The following is a 21,098-nucleotide window of genomic DNA, read 5'->3' as shown; positions in this document are numbered from 1 at the left end:
CTTATATCTCAACCATTTCTACGCCATCAATACGTGCAACTGTCATTAAATCTTTATCACCGCGACCTGAAACAGTCGCAATAATAATCTGATCTTTAGACATCGTCGGTGCAAGCTTAGACACATAGGCCATCGCATGCGAGCTTTCAAGTGCAGGAATAATCCCTTCGATTTTGGTTAAATCACGAAAACCTTGCAAAGCTTCTGTATCATTAATCGGCACGTATTCTACGCGCTTCATATCTTTCAAGAAGCTATGTTCAGGACCAACACCCGGATAATCAAGGCCCGCCGAGATACTATGTGTCTCAATAATCTGGCCTTGTTCATCACTCATCAAGTAAGTACGGTTACCATGTAATACACCCACGTGACCCGCATTTAATGGTGCAGAGTGTTTACCAGTTTCAATACCAAAACCAGCTGCTTCAACACCATACATTTTCACGTTGGCATCGTTTAAGAATGGATAGAACAAGCCCATTGCATTTGAACCACCACCCACACAGGCAACTAATGCATCTGGTAAGCGACCTGCTTGTTCCAAAATCTGTTTACGCGCTTCACGACCAATAATTGACTGGAAGTCACGAACCAATTGAGGATATGGATGCGGGCCTGCAACTGTACCAATCACATAGTACGTCGTATCAACATTCGTTACCCAATCACGCATCGCTTCGTTCATGGCGTCTTTCAGCGTTTTAGAGCCGCTTTGTACAGGAACAACTGTAGCACCCAACAAACGCATACGATAAACGTTCATCGCTTGACGCTTAACGTCTTCAGCGCCCATATAAACAACACATTCGAGACCTAAACGTGCTGCAATTGTTGCTGTCGCTACACCATGCTGCCCTGCACCAGTTTCGGCAATAATACGTTTTTTACCCGAAAGCTTTGCCAATAACGCCTGACCAATCGTGTTATTTACCTTGTGTGAACCTGTATGGTTTAAGTCTTCACGTTTAAGGTAAATTTGCGCACCACCTAACTCTTTTGACCATCGCTCAGCATAATAAAGTGGACTAGGACGACCTACATAGTAGGCGAGGTCACGGTCGAATTCTGCCAAAAACTGTTCATCATTTTTCATACGGGAATAGAGATTTTCTAAATCTTCTAATGCCGCCATTAGAGTTTCTGACACAAAACGTCCGCCATGGATACCGAAATGCCCTGCAGCATCTGGGTACTGTGTATAGTCAATCACATTGTTTTGCTGATCCACGTTGGACTCCTTGCATAAATCGTTCAATGAGTTGTTGGTCTTTTATACCTTTTGCGGACTCTACGCCTCCGCTCACATCTACTGCAAAAGCACCGGTAGTATGAATAGCGTCAATGACATTGTCAGGGGTTAAACCACCTGCCAAGATTAAGGGAATATCAAGTTTTGGGAATTTAGACCAGTCAAACTGATGTCCTGTGCCCCCTTTGAGCTCAGGATGCCACGCATCGAGCAATACAGCACTGGCACCAGCTGCCTGATATTTTTGAATTTCAGCAACTACATCCAGATCAGGTTTAACCTGAATCGCTTTATACCAGCGACGTTTACAATGGCGAGCAATTTCCTGACATTGTTCTGGAGTTTCATCGCCATGTAGTTGTAATACATCTAGGGGAACACAATCAAGTACATCCTGAATTTCAGTAGCACTCGCATTTACAAACAAACCTACCATTTGTACATAAGGTGGAATTACTTTTGCTAATTCTTGGGCCTGTTCAACTGTTACATGTCTTGGACTTGGCGGAAAAAAAACAAAACCAATCGCATCTGCTCCAGCAGCAACAACTGCCTGAACATCTTGAATACGAGTAATTCCACAGATTTTTGCTCGTGTACGTTTTTGGTTTGATGGGCTCATGATCTGCCTAAACTACAACCATTTCTTAAAATAAGCGCCATTGTAATGCAATTTTTGTCCCTTGCGTAAAAGTTCTCGGGGAATTGCTCCAAATGACATTGTATGAAGTAAATCGCCACTTTATACTGCGTAAAATTGGAAGCAAGTGTAAGCAATTCATGCTTTAGGGAAGCTGGTGAAAGTCCGGCACTGCCCCCGCAACGGTAACAATGTAAAGCATATTTTTTAAGTCGTTCTCGACTTACGCCACTGCAGTAATGTGGGAAGGTGAATATGTCCATAAATTAAATATGGCGCTGAAGTCCGGAGACCTACTTGTTTCATCTATCTACCCGATCATTCACGTGGGGTGAATGTATGGAGCATGTTATGTCTAAGTCTTTTCAACCTACTCGTCTGGTAGGGGCTATCGCTATTGCGATGGGGTTTTCACCTGTTATTTTTGCTGAAGATACAATGAATGTAACTCAGCTTGATCCAATTGTAGTGACTGCTTCAAAAAGTGCTGAAAAAGCAAGTGAAGTTCCGGCACGTATTGATATTATTGAACCAAAAGTTCTCGAACAATCTCCTATCGCTTCTTTACCACAATTATTACAAACCGATGCTTCCATCAATATGGTACAAAGTGGTGGTATGGGACAACTTGCAGAGATTTATTTAAGAGGTACAGAATCTGATCATACTCTCGTGCTACGAGATGGAATTCGATTAAATAATGCATCCTCAGGAACAGCAAGTCTTGCATTTATTGACACAACAGATATTAAACAAATTGAAGTATTGAAAGGGCCTGCCTCTGTTCTCTATGGTACTGATGCCATTGGCGGAGTAATTCAGCTCGTTTCAAAAACACCTGAAAAGAATAGAGCTTTTATCACAGGTGAAATTGGTGAGAATAAAACTTATAAATCAGTTATTGGTGCTGATTTATATGAAGATGGTTTTTATGCCCAAATTCGTGGACAACGCTTAGAGTCTGATGCAACTAAAGTAACTAACCAAAAAACTAACTCATCGGATACAGCATCATTTGATCAAAAAGGTTTTAGTACAAAGTTTGGTGTTGAGCAGAAAGATTACGGTATTTCTGTCGACTATAGCCATAATGAAGGTTCAAGTCTTTATGATGCTTATACATTTAATGGTGCATTGCTTAAACAAGACTTCGAAAATGAGATTATCAATTTACGTAGCCGTTTAAATGTAACAGATAACTTAGAATTAAATACTCGTTTATCACAATTCAAAGATGAAGTTAATCAAAAAGACTCTACTGATTTCGTTCATAGCAAAACTCAGGAAGTAGAGCTATATAGCAAATGGAAGTTTTTACCACAGCAAACACTCTTAGTTGGTGCCACCCACCGTACATTGGATGGAGATATTCTATCTTATGGAGCACCATACAATGAAAACGTAGACTCGACGGGGTATTATTTTCAACATCAATTCAATGGTGATAGATTAAACACTCAAGCCGGTGTTCGTATAGAAGATAATGAAAAATATGGCTCACATACTGTTGGTCAAATTGCTGCACGTTACCAACTTTTAGATAAAACAAGTATCTATACTAATATTGGTACTGCTTTTAAATCACCAACGCTTAATGAACTTTTCAACTCATGGAACGGCAACCCAGATTTAAAACCAGAAGAAAGTACATCTTATGAAATTGGTATAGATCAAACTCTACCAGCAGGTTTTAAAACTGGTTTATCTGCTTACTATACGGAAGTTGAAGATCTTATCGGCTCAGTGAACTTTGGCAAATTAACTAATATTAATAAAGCAACTTACCAAGGTGGTGAATTTTATGTTGGTTGGCAGAAAGATGATCTATTTGCAAAAGCAACTTATAGCTATGTCAAACCTGAGAATGAAGAGACTCATCAGGATTTAAATCGCCGCCCTCGTCAAGGATTAACCTTAACAACAGGCCTGCAAAATGAAGTTTATGGTATTAGCGCTTCTCTCGTTGCAAAATCAAAGTCGAAAGACTGGGATAGTAATTACAAGAATCCAGGTTACGCAACTGTAGATATTAATGCTTATTGGAATATGAATCCGCATATTAAATTGTTTACTAATATCCAAAATATTGGAGACGTGGATTATAAAACAGCTTATCAAGACCAAGGATACTACTATGTAAATGGTGGCCGCCTTGCATCAGCTGGTGTGACCTTAAGCTACTAAGCAAAACTTTATTATAAAAATATTTTCTTAACTCCAGTTTCGGGGTAATGTTCTGACCGACATTATCCCTTTTTTATGTTCAGGATATCCATCATGGGACACCGTTTAAGCAAAATCTATACACGCACAGGCGACTCAGGTACAACAGGTTTAGGCGATGGTTCTCGTGTTGCCAAGGACGATTTACGAATTGCAGCACTTGGTGATGTTGATGAACTCAACGCCATTATTGGGGTACTTCGTGCTCAAATCACAGATAGCCAAGTAACTAACAAGGTTGATTGGGATAAAAGCTTAAGTCTGATTCAACATTGGCTTTTTGATTTAGGTGGAGAGGTTTGTATTCCAAACTACAATTTACTTCAGCCCGTTTGTATTGAATTTCTTGAAAAAGAAATTGACCGTATGAATGAAGACTTACCGATGCTTAAGGAGTTTATTCTACCGTCTGGTTCTTTATCTTGTAGTTATGCTCATCAAGCTCGTGCCGTTTGTCGTCGTGCAGAACGATCGCTCATGTCAGTACAGACTCGTGATCAAAATATTCAAGCTACAGCACTCCAACTTTTAAACCGTCTATCTGACTGGTTATTTGTCGCATCACGCGCTTTACAGCGTGCTGAAGGTGGCCAAGAAGTGCTTTGGCAAAAAAATATTAATGAGATTATTTAAAAATAGATTAGATTAAACATGGTCTCTGCTCTTTTTTAAAGAGACCATAGTCAAAATATTTCATAGAAGAAAATCATGCGCATTATTGGTCATCGTGGTGCACGCCGAGAAGCTCCTGAAAATACACTTGGTGGGTTTCAGCACATAAAAAATTTAGGTATTCGTGGTGTCGAATTCGATATTCGTCAGCTTCAAGACCAAGAGTTAGTTGTTATTCATGATGACAATTTTTTGCGTACAGCTGGAGTAGATCAAATTGTAGAGCAATCGACTTTGGCTCAAGCGTTGTCATTTGATCATCGTCAAAGCTGGCCCAATTGGCCGACTCCTGAACCAACGCCTACACTTACAGCTGTTTTAAACTTACTTGATAATTTCGATCATATTGAAGTTGAAGTTAAAGCTGTAAGAGATATGGCGTTAGCCGAACAACTCGTTCAAAAGCTTGAGACGGAATTACAGGGTTTTGAGAAAGTCGTAACCATCACAAGTTTTGATCTTCAAATTTTAACTGCCTTACGTGATATCAACTCTCAATTTAAACGTGGATTGTTAGTTGAACTTCCTGTTGGGGCAACGGCAATTGAACTCGCGCATCAATATGGGTGCTGTCATATTGGTTGGCACGACCAACTGGCAACAGATGAAATGATCCAACTATCACATCAAGCTGGTTTGAACATTAGTGTCTGGACAGTCAATGATGTAGAAAGAGCAAAAAGACTACGTGATTTAGAAATTCAGGGCTTAATTACAGATATTCCAACCACGATGTTAGAAGCCTTATAAATATAAAAAAGGTGGTAAAAACCACCTTTTATTTCTTTTGTGCCTGAATGAGGCGCTGACCACTCTGGTCAAGTAGATATAGCGTATTACCTACGAGTTGGAAGCGTTGGATACGTTGCAAAGCATCTACCAGCTCTGCTTCTTGAGCCAAAGCACCATCACAGCTTGAATGACCTGCATTTACTTGCATATCAAGTTTTTGCTGGCTGAAATTAAATGTATAACGGCCAAAAATAGCATTACAACCAGTATGTCCCGATACTGTTTTGACTGCTGAGTTCAGTGAAAGAGTTGGCCATTGGTTAAAGAATTTTGCCTTATGACCACTGATCTGAGTGATCTGCCAATCAATATCTTGAATGCCATCTGGACTCACTCTCTTTTTTACAACAGGGGTTTGAGTCTGATGAACTGTTCTTTTTGGTTGAACTTTTTTCGTAGTTTGTTCGGGTGCACTTTGACATGCGGCTAATACAAGACTGATTGTGACCAAGATACACTTCAATGATAATTTTCTTGAAATATCAATGCTGTTCTTTTTTTTCAATCGTTGTACGTTCATTAAACAACTTCTCCTGCTTGAAAAACTCTTTGACATAGTTTAATTCTGTTACGGTTCTTTCAATACATCTGTACAATAATGCTAGTGATTCTCACTAAGCACGTGCTAATATGAAGGATAGAATAGCAATATATCTTGATGATTGGTTTTGCTATGTCGTTTTGTCTTTGTACCTTGTTTCACAAGGATTCTAGGAGCGCTGCCGGATATGACTTCCGCCCCACTCAAAGCCCCAATTAACTGGACCGCTAGCATTACCTTAATTGGTTTACCAATTCTTGCCGCAATCATAATCCCGATTTATGCGTATTTTTATGATTTTAGTGTAAGCGCATGGGTAAGCTTATTTTTTCTTTTAGCTCTAAGTAGTATGGGGATTACTGCTGGTTACCATCGCCTTTGGGCTCACCGAGCTTATGAAGCGTCGTTACCGCTTAAAATTCTTTTAATGATCGGTGGAACATTTGCCGTACAAAATAGTATTTTGTTCTGGGCATCTGGTCACCGTACTCACCATCGACATGTTGATGATGTTGATGAAGATCCATATTCAATTGAACGTGGTTTTTGGTATGCCCATATGGGTTGGATGATCCGCGATCATTCACCATCTGAGCCAGACTTTAAAAATGCACCAGACCTACTCAATGATAAATTGGTCATGTTCCAGCATAAATATTACGCGCTACTTGTAGTTGCAGTTCATGTTGGTATTTTAGGTTTAATTGGTTGGGCAACTGGCGACCTATGGGGTGTAGTCCTTCTAGGTGGTCTCTTACGTTTAATCATTAGCCATCAAGTTACATTCTTTATTAACTCGCTTTGCCATATGTTTGGTAAACGTCCTTATACAGACGAAAACTCAGCACGTGATAATTTCTGGTTAGCCATTGCCACTTGGGGCGAGGGTTACCACAACTATCACCATATCTTCCAATACGACTATCGTAATGGTGTGAAATGGTGGCAATATGACCCAACTAAATGGTTGATCTGGTCATGTTCTAAAATTGGTTTAGCTAAAAATTTACGTCGTATCCCCAGCTTTAATATTAAAAAAGCAGAACTGGCGATGAAATTTAAATACGCTGAACAAGACCTCGCTATTTATGGTCATGATGTAAATGCAGACATTACTCAAATGAAGCAACGTATTGCACAAGAGTACGAAGCATTTACACACACCTTAAATGATTGGGCAAAACTTAAAGAACAAGAGTTACAAGCTAAAAAAGCAGCAATGGCTGAAAAGATTCATAGAATGGATCATAAGCTTAAAGTTGATTTCCAATTGCTTGAACACCGTTTAAGTCATCACCGCGAATGCTTAGAAACACTGATGCGTAGTGTTAAAAAGAATACCAACGTGGTGTCAGACTAAAATAAATCCTGATCTAAAATAGCTCTTACGGGAGCTATTTTTATGCCTGCTTTTTAACTGTGTTATAGTGAAATCCGCTCTCTCTATTTTGCTAAGCCTATGCAGTTTAATCCGCTCTACCCTTCACTTCCATCTAAATTATTCCATGTTCAGCAACCATCACCTTTACGGGGTGCAAAAGCAGGACATTTTAACAGTGCTTTGGCTGATGAACTGCAATGGTCAGAAGATGATAAAAATGCATGGGTTGAGATCTGTAGTGGACAGCGTACATTCCCTGCATTTCCGTCTCTTGCGATGGTCTATGCTGGCCACCAATTCGGACAATGGGCAGGACAACTCGGCGATGGACGTGGTTTACTAATTGCACAAATACTGAATACAAAGGGCCAAACCATCGACCTTCATCTCAAAGGTGCAGGTCCTACGCCTTATTCAAGAATGGGAGATGGGCGAGCAGTATTACGTTCTGTGGTCCGTGAATATTTAGCAGGACATGCTTTAAATGCTTTAGGCGTCGCATCTAGTCATGCAGTCGGTTTTACAACCTCGACTCAAGGTGTACAGCGTGAAAAACTAGAGTTAGGCGCAATGCTACTTAGAACATCTGAATGTCATATTCGTTTAGGGCATTTTGAATGGATTAATCAATATGCGCCTGAATTGCTGTCAGAATTCACTCAAAAATGTATTGAATGGCATTATCCAGAATGCTTAGAAACTGAAAATCCAATTTTATCCTTTGCTAAAAAGGTAGTTGAATGTACTGCAATTATGATTGCGAAATGGCAATTGGTTGGGTTTGCTCACGGCGTGATGAATACCGATAACTTAAATATTACGGGTTCAACACTCGATTTTGGCCCATATGGTTTTATGGAGCGTTTCCGCCCGAACTGGATCAACAATCACTCGGACTACCAAGGTCGTTATACTTACCAAAATCAACCAAGTATAGGCCATTGGAATTTATGGACGTGGCTAAACAACTTAATCCCTCTTGCTGAGCCTGAAAAAAAAGATGAGTTTAAAGAAGAGTTAGCACGTTGCTTAGAACAATTTGAACCAATCTTTTTAGAACACTATGGACAAGGTTTATGTGAAAAAATGGGACTTCCCCATTTCCACAAAGACAGCCTTGATTGTAGTTTTGCGTTTTTAAGAATCTTACAAACTGAACAACTCGATTACACTCAAAGTTTTATTCGTCTTCAAAATAAAGAATATAAAACTCTACGAGATGATTGCCTTGATATTCGACAGTTTGATGAGTTTCTTAGCCAATATGAAAGCATTCGTGAACATCAAGATATTGATGAGCTGGATGCAAATATGCAAAAAGCAAATCCAGTTTATATTTTACGTAATCACATGGCTCAGCGTGCTATTGAAGCAGCAGAACGAGATGATTTTAGCGAAGTAGACCGTTTGTTTAAGCTGCTTAATCATCCTTACACAAGACAACCAGAGCTTGAGCAACCACAAGATTTAGGGCCGTTACCAAGTGATGTTCCAGATGTAGCAGTGAGCTGTTCGTCTTAATATTAAAAAACTAAACTCTCTTAAGTCATTCTCAACACTTAAGAGAGTTCATTAAGTATAAAAAATAATATATGAAAATTAGCTCCATCATTATTTGCACACTTCTTATCGTTCCACTGGGAATCGCTTTTTATAATTATGAAAAATATTTACCGACTTTTACGTCAAGTCATCAAGCACTCTCAAATGAAGAAATATTAGAACTCATAAAGACCAAGCAAGTTAGTAAGCGTCCGCTGAACCCCATGCCTATTTTTTAATTTGAGTTGGATTTCCAGCGATGTGGCAGTAATTCTTCTATTTGGGTCGCTTTATGCGTCGGCAGCCTTTTCAGCACATCACTTAAATAGGCATACGGATCCAGCCCATTCAGCTTTGCTGACTGGATTAAAGTCATGATATTGGCTGCTCGTTGGCCACTGCGCAGCGAACCTGCAAATAGCCAGTTCTTTCGTCCCAAGGCCCAGGGGCGCATTGAGTTCTCTGCCCAGTTATTGTCAATGGGTAGATTGCCATCATCCAGATAGCGGCTTAAGGCTGGCCAACGCTTCAGACTGTAATTGATGGCCTTGGCGGTTGGAGAACTCGATGGCACCGTCAGATAATGTTGGTTGAGCCATTCATACAGTTGTTGCATCACCGGTTGGCTGTGCTGTTGTCGGTATTCGCGGCGGTGTTCTGCTGTACTATCGGTCTTTTTCCTGAGTTCGGCTTCTATCGCATACAGTTTCTGAATCATCAGTAATGCCTGTTCAGCGATCTGACTTTTCCCAGTCACATGTAGCTCATGGAATTTACGACGTGCATGCGCCATGCAGCCCACCTCAATGACATCGCCTGATTTAAAGCGTGCTTTATAACCACTGTAATCATCACAGACCAGATGGCCCTGCCAGCCATTCAGGAACTCTTCTGCATGCTGACCTGAACGGCTATCCTGAAAGTCATAGATCACCGCTTGAACTGGATTGTACTGTGTAGTGGCATAGGCCCAGACATAACCTTTCTTCGGTTTTTTCTCATCATCACCCATCCGCATGATGGTGACCGGCGTTTCATCGGCATGGATCACCCGCTGTTGCAGCACCACCTGTTTTAAGGCATTGGCCAGAGGTTCCAGTTCCACACCGCAGCGACCAATCCAGTCAGATAAAGTAGATCTGGACAGATCAATGCCCGCCCGCTGATAGATCAGGCGCTGACGGTACAGCGGCAAATGATCGGCATACTTCGATACCAGCACATGGCTGAGCAGTTCAGGTGAAGCAATGCCTTTATCAATCACATAGGCGGGCATCGCTTGCTGAGTCAGGGTGTCACACTGATCACAGACCCATTTGCCACGCACATGCTGTTCCTTATAGAACTGTGCCGGTCTGAAATGCAGTTTTTCACTGATATCTTCGCCGATACGACGTAACTGGCAGCCACAACTGCATTGGGTTGATGCAGGTTCATGCTCAATACGGATGGTGTGTAAATGATCCGGCAGCAGTCGACGTTTAGGTTTGTTGACTGTGGCTTTCTCTGTCGCTGCATCGGTTTTATCTGCATTCAGCCGCTCCAGTTCCAAATCAACTGCTGCGATATCCTCTTCAACCGCTTCGTCCCACAGATGGATTTGTTTTGCGGTGAGATGTTCGTTTTTACTGCCAAATTTGTGCTGTTTAAATAGTGCGAGCTCATGCTCGTATTTTTGCGTGAGAATGGAAAGATGTTGAACTTTGGCATCCAATTGCTGGTTTGATTTTTCTAATTCTTGATTTGATTGTGCCAGAGACTGATGCTGCATTGCCAACTGTCTGGTAAATTCCAGCAGTTGTTCATGGGTCAGTTGGCTTAAGTCTGGCAGCGTATTCATGACCGCAGTATGCCTGAGGTCATGACGCAGAGGAAATAGAACGTTTGGAGAATAGCAGAATGGACCAGTTTAGAGCATCGTCACCACCTGCTGTCGTCCAATGCGCTGCCAAGGTAAACCCTGGATCAGTGCCTGTAACTGTTCCGGACTGATCGCCATGCTTTCACCCTGGTGAACCTGCGCCCAGTGGAATTTTCCCTGTTCCAGCCGCCGGGCACACAGCCAGATGCCCAGTCCATCATGTACCAGCACTTTCATGCGATGGCCACGTTTATTACAGAACAGGTAAGCACAATGCGGTTTAATGTAGCCAAAGGCTCTCACCACCTGAGCCATGATAGTATCCATCCCTGCTCGCATATCCAGAGGTTGGGTAGAAAGCCAGATTTCATCAATGCGGATCATGTTGCAAGTGCCTTGAGTAATTCTGCTAAAGCAGATATTTCTGATACTTGCCATTTCAAGCCAATTTCTGCTTTTGAGTGGGGTAAAGTAATTTGAACCGTTAACATGTCAGTAGGAGTAGGATCTAATGGTGCAGAGCAAGATAAGGCAATAAATGCAGGTTTATTCGGTAGTGGTGAGCGATCATTCCCTGGCTTACCATCAATTAAGCGAATCCATTTGGATACAAGATTTGTATTCAATCCATGTTGCAAAGCGACCGAAGCAATTGAAACGTCCGGTGCTTTACAAGCCTGAACGATCTGCTGTTTAAATTCAGCACTGTATGTTCTTCGTTTTTTCGCAAGAGATGCGATGGATGTCTGGTGATTTGTAGTCATAAATTTTAGTCCCCACTTGTTTTTAAGTGGGGACTAAATTAAGGCTTATAGGATGAATTCATAAGGTGTGTTCAGCGGACGCTTACGCAAGTTACCTCAATTGAAGTGTTTAAAAACCAACGCCTACTTCTACTTAAAAATAATGAAGAGGTAATTCGGCAATATCCGATTCGTCTCGGCTTTAATCCTAAAGGACATAAACACTTTGAAAATGATGGTAAAACACCAGAAGGGATTTATTCTATAGATTGGCGAAACTCACAAAGTGCTTACTATAAATCGCTGCATATTTCCTATCCCGATGCGAAAGATATTGCTTATGCCAAGCAACATAATCAACCAACGGGAGGAGATATCATGATTCATGGATCTGTTCCAAAATCATTAATATCGATGCCTTTTAGCTCGACTTATATGCCCCATAAGGATTGGACCTTAGGATGTATCGCTGTTAGAAATGTAGATATAGATGAAATTTGGCAATTAGTACCCAATCACACCAAGATTATAATTTATCCATAACTCTTCAAAACTATCCACATTTTCTGTGGATAACATTGTGGTTATCCACAGAATAACTTTTATAAAGACTTACTCTTCAGGATATTCGAAGCGATAACCTACACCATAAACTGCTTGAATCCACTCATGGCGGTTACCAGTTTCAGCCGCTTCACTAATTTTTCGGCGCAAGTTTTTAATATGGCTGTCAATCACACGATCGGCAACATCAAAGCTATCTGGATTAATGTGATCTAATAATTGTGCACGTGAATAAACTTGCCCCACATGCTCTAAAAATAGCTCAAGTAAACGAAATTCGGTTGGCGTTAAGCTCAATGATTTTTGTTGATACCAAATTCTTTGTTGTGCTTTATCAATTCGGAAAGAATCATTTTGCTCAGGCTCGGCCTTACGCTCTAAACGACGTAGCACAGCTTGTACACGAGCAACTAACTCTTTCGGACTAAATGGCTTACATACATAATCATCAGCACCCATGTTAAGACCTAATACTCGGTCAATTTCTTCGGTACGGGCAGTGACCATAATAATCGGTAAGTCTGACTGTTCACGAACTTTACGGCAAATCGTTAAACCATCCATTCGTGGAACCATTAAGTCCAGAATCATTAAATTAGGTTTACGTTGCTGGAAACTCGCATAGGCATCTTGACCATCATGAAACATACTTACTTCAAAACCGGCAGCTTCAAGATAATCACGCACCAAATGCGCTAATTCGACTTCATCTTCAACCAACATCACATGTTTCATGAGATATTTTTCCTTTTATATTTAACTCTGCTTTTTAAAAGTAAGTACACAACGTAAACCACCTAATGGTGAATGTTCAAAACTGAGTGTACCACCAAGCGCCTGCGCAATCTTACAAGACAAAGCTAAGCCCAGCCCTGTTCCACCTGTACTACGCGTACGCGAATCATCTACGCGATAGAAACGTTCACCTAAACGGGATAACTGCTCATCACTTAAACCATAAGGACTATCATCAACATACAAAGTCCACTCTTGAGGAGTCTGGCTTGTATGAATATGAATTTTGCCACCTGTTTCCGTGTAACGAATACTATTACTAATTAAATTAACAATAATCTGTTTAAACCGGTCACGGTCTAATAATAGCGGAGAACTTGTTCCTTCAACTTGAATTTCGAGACCAGCCTGCTCAAGTTTGGGTTTAAAGTTTTCAACTTCTTGTAGTACCACTTCCCATGGATTTACAGAGCTCAAATAACACTTAAGCTGCTGAGCATCTGCCTGCGCCAAGTCTGCAAGGTCTTGGGTCAATTTTTTCAAGCTTGAAACCTGACGCATCATTGCATCTAAATGTTCTGGGGTTGCTTTTCGAATCCCGTCTTGCATCGCTTCAATTTGTGCTTGCAATACAGCCAAAGGCGTTTTTAATTCATGAGAAGTATCTGCCACCCATTGACGTCGTGACTCTTCATGCTGATGTAAAATCTCTGCCAAATGGTTCAACTGGGTTGATAAATCACCTAACTCATCATTTCGCTTAATAACTACTTGGTGTTGATAATTTCCTTTGGTTAATTCATTGGTTGCATTTAATAAACGCTGAATTGGCTTTTTAAAATAAGTCGCCATTAACAGTGCTGCAACTAAACTTGATAGTAAGGTTAAAGCATAAATTAAGAGTAAATAACGCTTTTGATTACTAAAGAAATTAATACTCAAAGCGTCTTCTTTATCTAAAACAGGCTTTAAACCTAAATATCCCACGACTTTATTATTTAAAATAATCGGGCGAAATGACATTTGATCTGAAGAAGGCGGTTCACCTACCACAAACTGGTGTCGTGCATCATATAAAGATAAACGTGAACTCAACCCTAAACGGTCTGGTAAAGCAATAAAACGTTTCTTCCCATTTTGGGTTTCAATATCTTTTAGGCTTCCCTTCTTTGACTTATTTTTATCATCACTTGGACGAAACTGGTTTGCACTTAAGGGGAATCTTAGCCCTTCAAAGGGTTGATATTGAGAAGGTAAATTTTGCTCAAGCGTTCTTAACTCTTCATCACTAAAAATAGTATTTTTATTGGTCGGTGCAACTTGCGGTGAAATATTAATAAGGGCATGTTCATCAAAAGAATGCTGCTGTATGGCAATATCATATTGACGACGAAGCCACCACTGTGAGAGACGATCATAGTCGTCAGGAGCTGCGGTTCCTTCGATTTGTAAAATCTGTGCCTGAATCGCATTTCCCCAATCATGGTACACGGTATAGACATCACCCAGATTGGTTATAAGGCGGTCGAGCTTCTGCATTTCAACGTCAGCCACGTATTTGGCAAAGTTCTTTTGCATTGTCCAGTGCAAAACGCTCAAGCTTGCAGTCGCAATAAGCAATGTGGTGAGCAAGACTGTCAAAAATAACCGTAATGCAATGGGAACACGTAGAACGTTCAAAAGCACTCTCTCATTTTTACCCTATATTTTGCATTGTAACCAACAACGAAAAGAAAAACTCTCCATTGTTTCTACATCTTTATTATCTAATCTTTAACCCATCAGTAAACACAACATTAAAGGGCTTTAGATATGAAAATGACGGCAAAAATTGCATTATTCAGTGCGGCAATTGTAACAATGGGAAGTTTGGCTGCGTGTCAATCGACAACTCAACCACCTAAACCAGAGCGTGGAATGATGCAAGATGGCCCACGTGAGGGTCACCACCGTATGAAGCACCGTGAGTTCACTCCAGAACAAAAAGCTGCATGGGAACAGCACCGCGCAGAACGTCAAGCTCGCTTTGAACAAATCCAAAAAGCATGTGATGGTAAAGCGAATGGACAAACAGTAAATGTTCAAGTTGGAGATAAGACACTTGAAGGTACTTGTAACCTTCGTTTTGAACCAAAGCGCCCTCAACCACCAGTTAACGCTTCTGCTCCAGTACCAGCTCCAGCAAAATAATTCTAAAATTATGAAACAAAAAGGCGCCTATAGGCGCCTTTTTGTTTATACATAACTGTTTACGATTTTGACTATTTGTATCATATAAACATAACCAAAAGTATTTACACTCAAAGCACTTACATAGTTTCAGCATTTTTTTCTTGACTTTGCAGTCACAAAGTAAAGGTCCTGAGGTGCTTGTACAGTTATGCAAGTTGTTGCACGATGTAATAGTCCAAGGTGCCTCATGGCACATTATCATAGATTAAGATTATAACTCTGGTTTCACCAGTATTGAGGAACCCGATATGCCACAATACAAAGCGCCCTTACGTGATATGCAATTCGTTTTGCATGAATTATTAAATGCTGAAGAACACTATGCAAAATTACCTGATTTCCAAGGTAACGTAAGCCGTGAATTGGTTGATCAATATTTAGAAGCTGCGGCGGACTTCTGTGAAAATGAACTTTCTCCTCTAAACCAAGTGGGCGACCGTGAAGGTTGTACTTGGAATGATGGCGTAGTCACTACTCCAACAGGTTTTAAAGAAGCTTATCAAAAATATATTGAACTTGGCTTTCCGTCTTTATCAGCAGAAGAACAATACGGTGGTCAGGCCTTACCTAACTCTTTAGGTATCGCAATTTCTGAAATGGTGGGTAGCTCTAACTGGGCATGGGGCATGTACCCAGGCTTGTCTCACGGAGCTGTACGTACGTTAGAACATCACGGTTCTGATGAACAAAAAAATACTTATTTACCAAACCTTGTTTCAGGTGTTTGGACAGGTACGATGTGCTTAACTGAGTCTCATGCAGGTTCAGACTTGGGTATTATCCGTACTAAAGCAGAACCAAATGCTGATGGTAGCTATGCAATCTCTGGCGAGAAAATTTTTATCTCTGCTGGTGAACATGACATGGCTGAGAACATCATCCATATCGTTCTTGCTCGCCTACCTGGTGCACCCAAAGGTACTAAAGGTATCTCATTATTCATCGTTCCTAAATTCAATGTAAATGCAGATGGATCTATTGGCGAACGTAATGCGGTACGTTGTGGTTCTATCGAACACAAAATGGGTATTCATGGTAACGCAACTTGTGTCATTAACTTTGACCAAGCTAAAGGTTACTTGATTGGACCTGAAAACCGTGGTTTGAACTGTATGTTCACCTTCATGAACACAGCACGTATTGGTACTGCTGTTCAAGGTTTAGCTGCGTCTGAATCATCTTTCCAAGGTGCGTTAACTTACGCGAAAGAACGTTTAGCAATGCGTTCACTTTCTGGTCCTAAAGCTCCAGAAAAAGAAGCAGATCCTATTATCGTTCACCCTGCTGTTCGTAACATGCTTTTAACTCAAAAAGCGTTTGCTGAAGGCGGTCGTGCTCTTGTTTACTTACTTGCTCAATACGCAGATATCGTTGAAAAAGGCGAAACTGAAGAAGAGCGTAAGTTTGCTGACAACATCTTGTCTTTATTGACTCCAATTGCAAAAGCATTCTTAACTGAAACAGGTTCTGAATCTGCTAAGCACGGTGTACAAGTCTTCGGTGGTCATGGCTTTATTTCTGAGCATGGCATGGAGCAAATCGTACGTGATACACGTATTGCTTGCTTATACGAAGGTACAACTGAAATTCAAGCACTTGATTTGTTAGGTCGTAAAGTATTGCAAACTCAAGGTGCAATGCTACGTGACTTCACTAAGATCATCCATAAATTCGTAGAAGCAAACAAAGACAACGCTGCTATGAAAGAATTTGTTGAACCGCTTGCGGCGCTTAACAAAGAATGGGGCGATCTTACTATGCAAATCGGTATGCGTGCGATGCAAAACCCAGATGAAGTCGGTGCTGCTGCTGTAGATTACCTATACTTCGCAGGTTATATCACTTTAGCTTACCTATGGGCTCGTATGGCGCTTGTAGCACAAGAGAAATTGGCAGAAGGTACAACCGATGTTGACTTCTACAATGCGAAAGTAACTACTGCTCGTTTCTACTTCAAGAAAATCTTGCCACGTGTACGTTCTCACGTAGATGTAATCGCTGGTGGTCTAGATCCATTAATGTCATTAGACGCTGAACATTTCGCTTTCTAACCATAGTTAGTTGCGATATGCAATGTTAAAAAACAAAAAAGGACTGCTCAGTTTTGACGGTCCTTTTTTTATAAAATCAATGATAAATTTACACTTTAAATTCCATATCCATTTCGTTTTACAGGATATCTAGCACAGGCCAATGTGCACAAAAAAGGTGAACGATTATGCCAATTTACAATGCTCCTTTAGCTGATATGAAATTCATCTTAAATGATGTATTTAAAGCAGAACAATTTTGGCAGTCTAATGAGAAACTCGCTCATGTAGATGCTGCAACAGCTGAAGCAATTTTAGAAGAAATGGCTAAATTTGCTCAGAACGTGACTCATCCATTAAACCGTACTGGTGATGAAGAAGGTGCTCGCTATGAAAACGGCGAAGTATTCACACCAGCTGGTTTTAAAGATGCATTTCGTCAATATGCAGAAGGTGGTTGGATTGGCTTAGGTGCCGATGAAGAATGGGGCGGTCAAGGCATGCCAAAAATGCTCACCGTTCTTTCTGATGAAATGTTATTTGCGACTAACCCATCTTTCATGCTTTATCCGCTTCTTTCAGTAGGTGCTGGTATGGCTTTAAGCAGCTACGCATCTCAAGAACAAAAAGAAACTTATTTACCTAAGATTTATTCAGGTGAATGGTCAGGTACCATGTGCTTAACCGAGCCACATGCAGGTACTGACTTAGGTATTATCAAAACTAAAGCAGAACGTAATGAAGACGGTACATATAACATCACAGGTACTAAAATCTTCATTACAGGTGGTGACAACGATTTAGCAGAAAACATCATTCACTTGGTACTTGCTAAAACTCCAGATGCCCCTGCTGGTTCACGTGGTATCTCGTTATTTATAGTACCGAAATACCTTGTAAATGAAGATGGTTCTTTAGGCGACCGTAACCATGTTGGTCCAGGTTCTATTGAACATAAAATGGGTATCAAGGCATCTGCAACTTGTGTGATGAACTTTGATGGAGCTAAAGGTTACCTCGTTGGTAAAGAAAACGAAGGCCTTGCTGCAATGTTCGTTATGATGAACTACGAACGTTTATCAATGGGTATTCAAGGTTTAGGTGCATCTGAATTTGCTTATCAAAATGCTGCTCAATACGCGACTGACCGTTTACAAGGTCGTAGTGCAGCTGGTGTTCAATCACCAAACAAACCTGCTGACAGCATTTTAGTGCATGGTGATGTACGTCGTATGTTGTTAAATGTACGTGCCAATAATGAAGCATCTCGTGCATTTGCTGTCTATGTAGGTCAACAACTCGATATTACTAAATTCTCAACTGATGCAGCAGCAGTGAAAAAAGCCAATGACCGTGTTGCGCTTTTAACTCCAATTGCAAAAGCTTACCTCACAGATACCGCATTCCAAGCAACTTTAGATGCTCAAATGGTTTTTGGTGGTCACGGTTACATCCGTGAATGGGGTATGGAACAATGTATTCGTGACCTTCGTATTGCTCAAATCTACGAAGGAACCAACGGCGTTCAGTCTCAAGATTTAATTGGTCGTAAAACCATTAAGTGTGGCGGCGCTTTCATTGCTGAATACATCACTGAAATCCGTGACTTTGCAAATGACCTAGACACTGACTTGAACTTCATTAAAGATGCAACTTTAGATGCTGCAACTGAAATTGAAGCAATCACTCAGTTTATTATTGAGCAAGCTGCTGAAAATGTAGAGTTCCCGAACTCAGCTGCGGTTGATTATTTACATGCGGTTGGTTTACTCAGCTTCTCATATATGTTTGCAAAAATTGCTGCCGCTGCTAAAGATAAGTCTGGTGATTTCTATCAGAACAAACTTGCTTTGGCTCAGTACTTTGTTGAACGTATCTTGCCGGATATTGATGCGCGTATTGCTAAAATCAAAGCTGGTTCTGACTTAATTATGGGCTTTAGTGAAGATTACTTTACAAATCAAGCTTAATTAAGCTCTTTATAAAAAACGCCTGAATAATCAGGCGTTTTTTTATTTCTAATCATAAAAGATAGATAGCTTTTAAGTTTTTAATTTCTCGACCAAGAAGTCAGCAGTAATATTGACACTGGGTAAAAGCCCTCGTCTTGTCAACATCAATAAACTTGTCGTTACGCTACCAGCAGACCAGTCTGGCAAAACATGAATTAAGCTACCCTCAGATAGTTCATTCATACAAAAAGTTTCAGGTAAAAGCGTAATACCCAATCCCCTTTTTGCAGCCCCCTTTAAGATCTCCGACTCATTTGCTACAAAGCGGATGTTTGGACGTACTATCTCTTTCTGACCATTTATATTTTGAAAATGCCATGGATTCATTTGCAATTCAGGCCATAAGCCTTCGTGTTTAAGCAAATCTTCTGGTGTATGTATAGGAGCCGATTTCATTAAGTAGGTAGGCGCTACAACAGCAATGATTTTATCATTTTTAAGCACACGTTGAATTAATCCAGAATCCGGCAATGGTTGAAAATGACTACGGATCACAATATCAAAGTTTTCACTCATAACATCAACGTAACGATCAGTTACCTCTACTTGTAATAACAGCTTAGGATAACGTTCTGCAAGTTCAGGCAAACAATCAGATAGAAGATACTGAGCAATGGGTACAGAAGCACTGAGCCTGACTACACCACTTGGCTCTTGTTGTTGTATTAATAAATTTTCTTCTGCGTAACGAAACTCATCTACTGCATTTTTGGCATGTTGATAAAACAGTTTTCCTGATTCGCTTAAGACAAAACTACGTGAACTACGATGAATTAACGTTAAGCCCAGCTTATTTTCTAATATTGCAACACGCTTACTAATAGTTGATTTAGGTAAATTGAGCTGTTTAGCTGCGGCAGAAAATCCTTGATGCTCTACAGCAACAACAAAGAGATAAACATCATTCAAGTTTTGTCTAAGTAGCATTCTTCAATGTCCATATATGTAGACAATAAGTTTCATAATACCTGACTACTAGAAACTTTTCTGTCGACTTATGATGATTTTACACATCAAAAAAGAGTAATCATCATGTCAACTTTCACTTTATTTTATGGCGTACCTTCTGGATGTTCATTTGGTTCAATAGTTGCATTGGAATGGTCAGGTTTACCATATCAACTCTGTAGAATCGAGATGCCAGCTCAATGCAACACCGAGGAATACCGCCAAATTAATCCAGTCGGTGAAACGCCTGCACTGCTCTACGATAATGGTAAAGTTTTAACGGAAAGCATAGCTATCTTGAACCATGTCATGGCAAAAAGCCTGAATGCGGCTTTTCATTATGAACAAGGAACAGAACAATTTAATATGTTTAATCAGAAACTAGCTTTTTTGAATACGACTTTATTCAATGCATTTAGCCCACTCTGGTATAGCCTTGAACACTCGTCCTCAGAAAGTAATAAACAAGCATTACGTGAATATGGAGCAGCCCAAGTTAAAAGAGCATTTACAGCTTTAGAGAATAGCCTGATAAATCAAACTTGGTTAATGGGCGATCAATTGTCTTTTGTGGACGGATACTACGCAGGTATCGCACGATGGTTGAAATATCATAATGTTATTGATATTGATCAATTTCCAAACTGCAAACGACTTTATGAACAATTACAGAATGAGGCAGCAGTTAAATTTGCACATGCAATTGAACAAGAACAGTCAACAAAGAGTATAAGCAACTTTTTAGGTCATATTGCATTTGAAGATGTCATTCAACAATATAAAAACTTGAAATAGACTTTGTATTTATAGTGGATATCACCTTACTACCTGAGTTGAATTAAATCTTCATAAAAACGCCTGAATAATCAGGCGTTTTTTATTTTATATTTACTATTTCCATTGGCACAAAATTTGTTTAATTTCTAAATA

General features: G+C 40.2%; 18 protein-coding genes, 2 pseudogenes and 1 riboswitch. Of the genes and pseudogenes, 11 read left to right on the top strand and 9 right to left on the bottom strand.

The genetic code is table 11. The features are described 5' to 3' along the window. Position 1: 1 nt before the first annotated feature. Both trpB and AC52J8_RS02985 read right to left on the bottom strand, forming a co-directional pair. Positions 2-1,231 (bottom strand): tryptophan synthase subunit beta, encoded by a 1,230-nt coding sequence (trpB, locus tag AC52J8_RS02990; protein WP_060466013.1) that lies wholly within the window; start codon positions 1,229-1,231, stop codon positions 2-4. Next, positions 1,206-1,874, bottom strand: coding sequence for a phosphoribosylanthranilate isomerase (locus AC52J8_RS02985; protein ID WP_032005535.1), 669 nt, complete (start codon positions 1,872-1,874; stop codon positions 1,206-1,208). Before AC52J8_RS02985 ends, trpB begins: the two co-directional genes overlap by 26 nt. 126 nt (positions 1,875-2,000) lie before the next feature. Then, a riboswitch (cobalamin riboswitch) is annotated at positions 2,001-2,207 on the top strand. Positions 2,208-2,243: 36 nt separating this feature from the next. Here AC52J8_RS02985 and AC52J8_RS02980 point away from each other — a divergent pair. The 3 genes from AC52J8_RS02980 (at position 2,244) to AC52J8_RS02970 (ending at position 5,537) form a co-directional block, all read left to right on the top strand. Continuing rightward, positions 2,244-4,076: a TonB-dependent receptor plug domain-containing protein gene (locus tag AC52J8_RS02980; RefSeq protein WP_086399642.1), complete on the top strand. Its 1,833-nt coding sequence runs from the start codon at positions 2,244-2,246 to the stop codon at positions 4,074-4,076. 93 nt (positions 4,077-4,169) lie between these two features. Further along, positions 4,170-4,748 (top strand): cob(I)yrinic acid a,c-diamide adenosyltransferase, encoded by a 579-nt coding sequence (locus AC52J8_RS02975; RefSeq protein ID WP_086399641.1) that lies wholly within the window; start codon positions 4,170-4,172, stop codon positions 4,746-4,748. Between the two features lie 75 nt (positions 4,749-4,823). Then, positions 4,824-5,537, top strand: a complete 714-nt coding sequence (locus AC52J8_RS02970) for a glycerophosphodiester phosphodiesterase (protein WP_064786015.1) — start codon at positions 4,824-4,826, stop codon at positions 5,535-5,537. 28 nt (positions 5,538-5,565) lie between these two features. On the opposite strand, the gene AC52J8_RS02965 is transcribed toward AC52J8_RS02970, so the two are convergent. Further along, positions 5,566-6,099, bottom strand: coding sequence for an META domain-containing protein (locus AC52J8_RS02965; protein WP_064786014.1), 534 nt, complete (start codon positions 6,097-6,099; stop codon positions 5,566-5,568). A gap of 208 nt (positions 6,100-6,307) precedes the next feature. On the opposite strand from AC52J8_RS02965, the gene AC52J8_RS02960 reads away from it, so the two are divergent. The 3 genes and pseudogenes from AC52J8_RS02960 to AC52J8_RS02950 form a co-directional block, all read left to right on the top strand. Further along, positions 6,308-7,480 carry an acyl-CoA desaturase gene (locus tag AC52J8_RS02960; RefSeq protein WP_017385625.1) on the top strand — a complete coding sequence of 391 codons (1,173 nt, stop codon included), beginning with the start codon at positions 6,308-6,310 and terminating at the stop codon, positions 7,478-7,480. Between the two features lie 99 nt (positions 7,481-7,579). Next, entirely contained in the window at positions 7,580-9,022 is a 1,443-nt protein-coding gene (locus AC52J8_RS02955) for a protein adenylyltransferase SelO (protein ID WP_086399640.1), read from the top strand. 71 nt (positions 9,023-9,093) lie between these two features. Continuing rightward, positions 9,094-9,249, top strand: a pseudogene (locus tag AC52J8_RS02950) (L,D-transpeptidase family protein); the annotation flags it as partial. 29 nt (positions 9,250-9,278) lie between these two features. On the opposite strand, the gene tnpC reads toward AC52J8_RS02950, so the two are convergent. The 3 genes from tnpC to tnpA all read right to left on the bottom strand — a co-directional run bounded on the left by tnpC (position 9,279) and on the right by tnpA (position 11,668). After that, positions 9,279-10,883 carry an IS66 family transposase gene (gene tnpC, locus AC52J8_RS02945; protein WP_130120076.1) on the bottom strand — a complete coding sequence of 535 codons (1,605 nt, stop codon included), beginning with the start codon at positions 10,881-10,883 and terminating at the stop codon, positions 9,279-9,281. A 69-nt stretch (positions 10,884-10,952) separates the two neighbouring features. After that, entirely contained in the window at positions 10,953-11,288 is a 336-nt protein-coding gene (tnpB, locus tag AC52J8_RS02940; protein ID WP_004691519.1) for an IS66 family insertion sequence element accessory protein TnpB, read from the bottom strand. Next, on the bottom strand, positions 11,285-11,668 hold the full coding sequence (tnpA, locus tag AC52J8_RS02935; RefSeq protein ID WP_004762545.1) for an IS66-like element accessory protein TnpA: 384 nt from the start codon (positions 11,666-11,668) through the stop codon (positions 11,285-11,287). The genes tnpB and tnpA overlap by 4 nt, the downstream gene beginning before the upstream one ends. Positions 11,669-11,758: 90 nt before the next feature. On the opposite strand from tnpA, the pseudogene AC52J8_RS02930 reads away from it, so the two are divergent. Beyond that, a pseudogene (locus AC52J8_RS02930) lies at positions 11,759-12,190 on the top strand (L,D-transpeptidase family protein); the annotation flags it as partial. 69 nt (positions 12,191-12,259) lie between these two features. Here AC52J8_RS02930 and AC52J8_RS02925 read toward each other — a convergent pair. Further along, a complete protein-coding gene (locus AC52J8_RS02925; protein WP_002116101.1) occupies positions 12,260-12,946 on the bottom strand; it encodes a response regulator in 687 nt (228 codons plus the stop codon). 21 nt (positions 12,947-12,967) lie between these two features. After that, complete coding sequence (baeS, locus tag AC52J8_RS02920; RefSeq protein ID WP_086399860.1) at positions 12,968-14,626, bottom strand: sensor histidine kinase efflux regulator BaeS; 1,659 nt, start codon at positions 14,624-14,626, stop codon at positions 12,968-12,970. Positions 14,627-14,758: 132 nt separating this feature from the next. Here baeS and AC52J8_RS02915 point away from each other — a divergent pair, with 132 nt between their 5' ends. From AC52J8_RS02915 to AC52J8_RS02905, 3 genes are all read left to right on the top strand, one after another. After that, the gene (locus AC52J8_RS02915) at positions 14,759-15,136 is read left to right on the top strand and encodes a hypothetical protein (RefSeq protein WP_086399638.1); all 378 of its coding nucleotides are present in this window, start codon (positions 14,759-14,761) and stop codon (positions 15,134-15,136) included. Between the two features lie 290 nt (positions 15,137-15,426). Further along, positions 15,427-17,229 (top strand): acyl-CoA dehydrogenase C-terminal domain-containing protein, encoded by a 1,803-nt coding sequence (locus AC52J8_RS02910; RefSeq protein WP_005804712.1) that lies wholly within the window; start codon positions 15,427-15,429, stop codon positions 17,227-17,229. Positions 17,230-17,396: 167 nt separating this feature from the next. Then, positions 17,397-19,178 carry an acyl-CoA dehydrogenase C-terminal domain-containing protein gene (locus AC52J8_RS02905; protein WP_002116088.1) on the top strand — a complete coding sequence of 594 codons (1,782 nt, stop codon included), beginning with the start codon at positions 17,397-17,399 and terminating at the stop codon, positions 19,176-19,178. 72 nt (positions 19,179-19,250) lie between these two features. On the opposite strand, the gene AC52J8_RS02900 is transcribed toward AC52J8_RS02905, so the two are convergent. Then, entirely contained in the window at positions 19,251-20,129 is an 879-nt protein-coding gene (locus AC52J8_RS02900) for a LysR substrate-binding domain-containing protein (protein ID WP_080973434.1), read from the bottom strand. Positions 20,130-20,252: 123 nt separating this feature from the next. Here AC52J8_RS02900 and AC52J8_RS02895 point away from each other — a divergent pair, with 123 nt between their 5' ends. Next, the gene (locus AC52J8_RS02895) at positions 20,253-20,963 is read left to right on the top strand and encodes a glutathione S-transferase family protein (protein ID WP_032006075.1); all 711 of its coding nucleotides are present in this window, start codon (positions 20,253-20,255) and stop codon (positions 20,961-20,963) included. Positions 20,964-21,098 lie beyond the last annotated feature (135 nt).

It is taken from the genome of Acinetobacter sp. S-1 (assembly GCF_059579785.1).
This window is presented reverse-complemented; position numbering and strand designations above follow the sequence as displayed.

What these genes read in the sequence shown, in the direction of transcription:
- AC52J8_RS02985 (WP_032005535.1), bottom strand. Translation starts at nt 1,874, where the DNA reads ATGAGCCCATCAAACCAAAAACGTACACGAGCAAAAATCTGTGGAATT.
- AC52J8_RS02980 (WP_086399642.1), top strand. Translation starts at nt 2,244, where the DNA reads ATGTCTAAGTCTTTTCAACCTACTCGTCTGGTAGGGGCTATCGCTATT.
- AC52J8_RS02975 (WP_086399641.1), top strand. Translation starts at nt 4,170, where the DNA reads ATGGGACACCGTTTAAGCAAAATCTATACACGCACAGGCGACTCAGGT.
- AC52J8_RS02970 (WP_064786015.1), top strand. Translation starts at nt 4,824, where the DNA reads ATGCGCATTATTGGTCATCGTGGTGCACGCCGAGAAGCTCCTGAAAAT.
- AC52J8_RS02965 (WP_064786014.1), bottom strand. Translation starts at nt 6,099, where the DNA reads ATGAACGTACAACGATTGAAAAAAAAGAACAGCATTGATATTTCAAGA.
- AC52J8_RS02960 (WP_017385625.1), top strand. Translation starts at nt 6,308, where the DNA reads ATGACTTCCGCCCCACTCAAAGCCCCAATTAACTGGACCGCTAGCATT.
- AC52J8_RS02955 (WP_086399640.1), top strand. Translation starts at nt 7,580, where the DNA reads ATGCAGTTTAATCCGCTCTACCCTTCACTTCCATCTAAATTATTCCAT.
- tnpC (WP_130120076.1), bottom strand. Translation starts at nt 10,883, where the DNA reads ATGAATACGCTGCCAGACTTAAGCCAACTGACCCATGAACAACTGCTG.
- tnpB (WP_004691519.1), bottom strand. Translation starts at nt 11,288, where the DNA reads ATGATCCGCATTGATGAAATCTGGCTTTCTACCCAACCTCTGGATATG.
- tnpA (WP_004762545.1), bottom strand. Translation starts at nt 11,668, where the DNA reads ATGACTACAAATCACCAGACATCCATCGCATCTCTTGCGAAAAAACGA.
- AC52J8_RS02925 (WP_002116101.1), bottom strand. Translation starts at nt 12,946, where the DNA reads ATGAAACATGTGATGTTGGTTGAAGATGAAGTCGAATTAGCGCATTTG.
- AC52J8_RS02915 (WP_086399638.1), top strand. Translation starts at nt 14,759, where the DNA reads ATGAAAATGACGGCAAAAATTGCATTATTCAGTGCGGCAATTGTAACA.
- AC52J8_RS02910 (WP_005804712.1), top strand. Translation starts at nt 15,427, where the DNA reads ATGCCACAATACAAAGCGCCCTTACGTGATATGCAATTCGTTTTGCAT.
- AC52J8_RS02905 (WP_002116088.1), top strand. Translation starts at nt 17,397, where the DNA reads ATGCCAATTTACAATGCTCCTTTAGCTGATATGAAATTCATCTTAAAT.
- AC52J8_RS02895 (WP_032006075.1), top strand. Translation starts at nt 20,253, where the DNA reads ATGTCAACTTTCACTTTATTTTATGGCGTACCTTCTGGATGTTCATTT.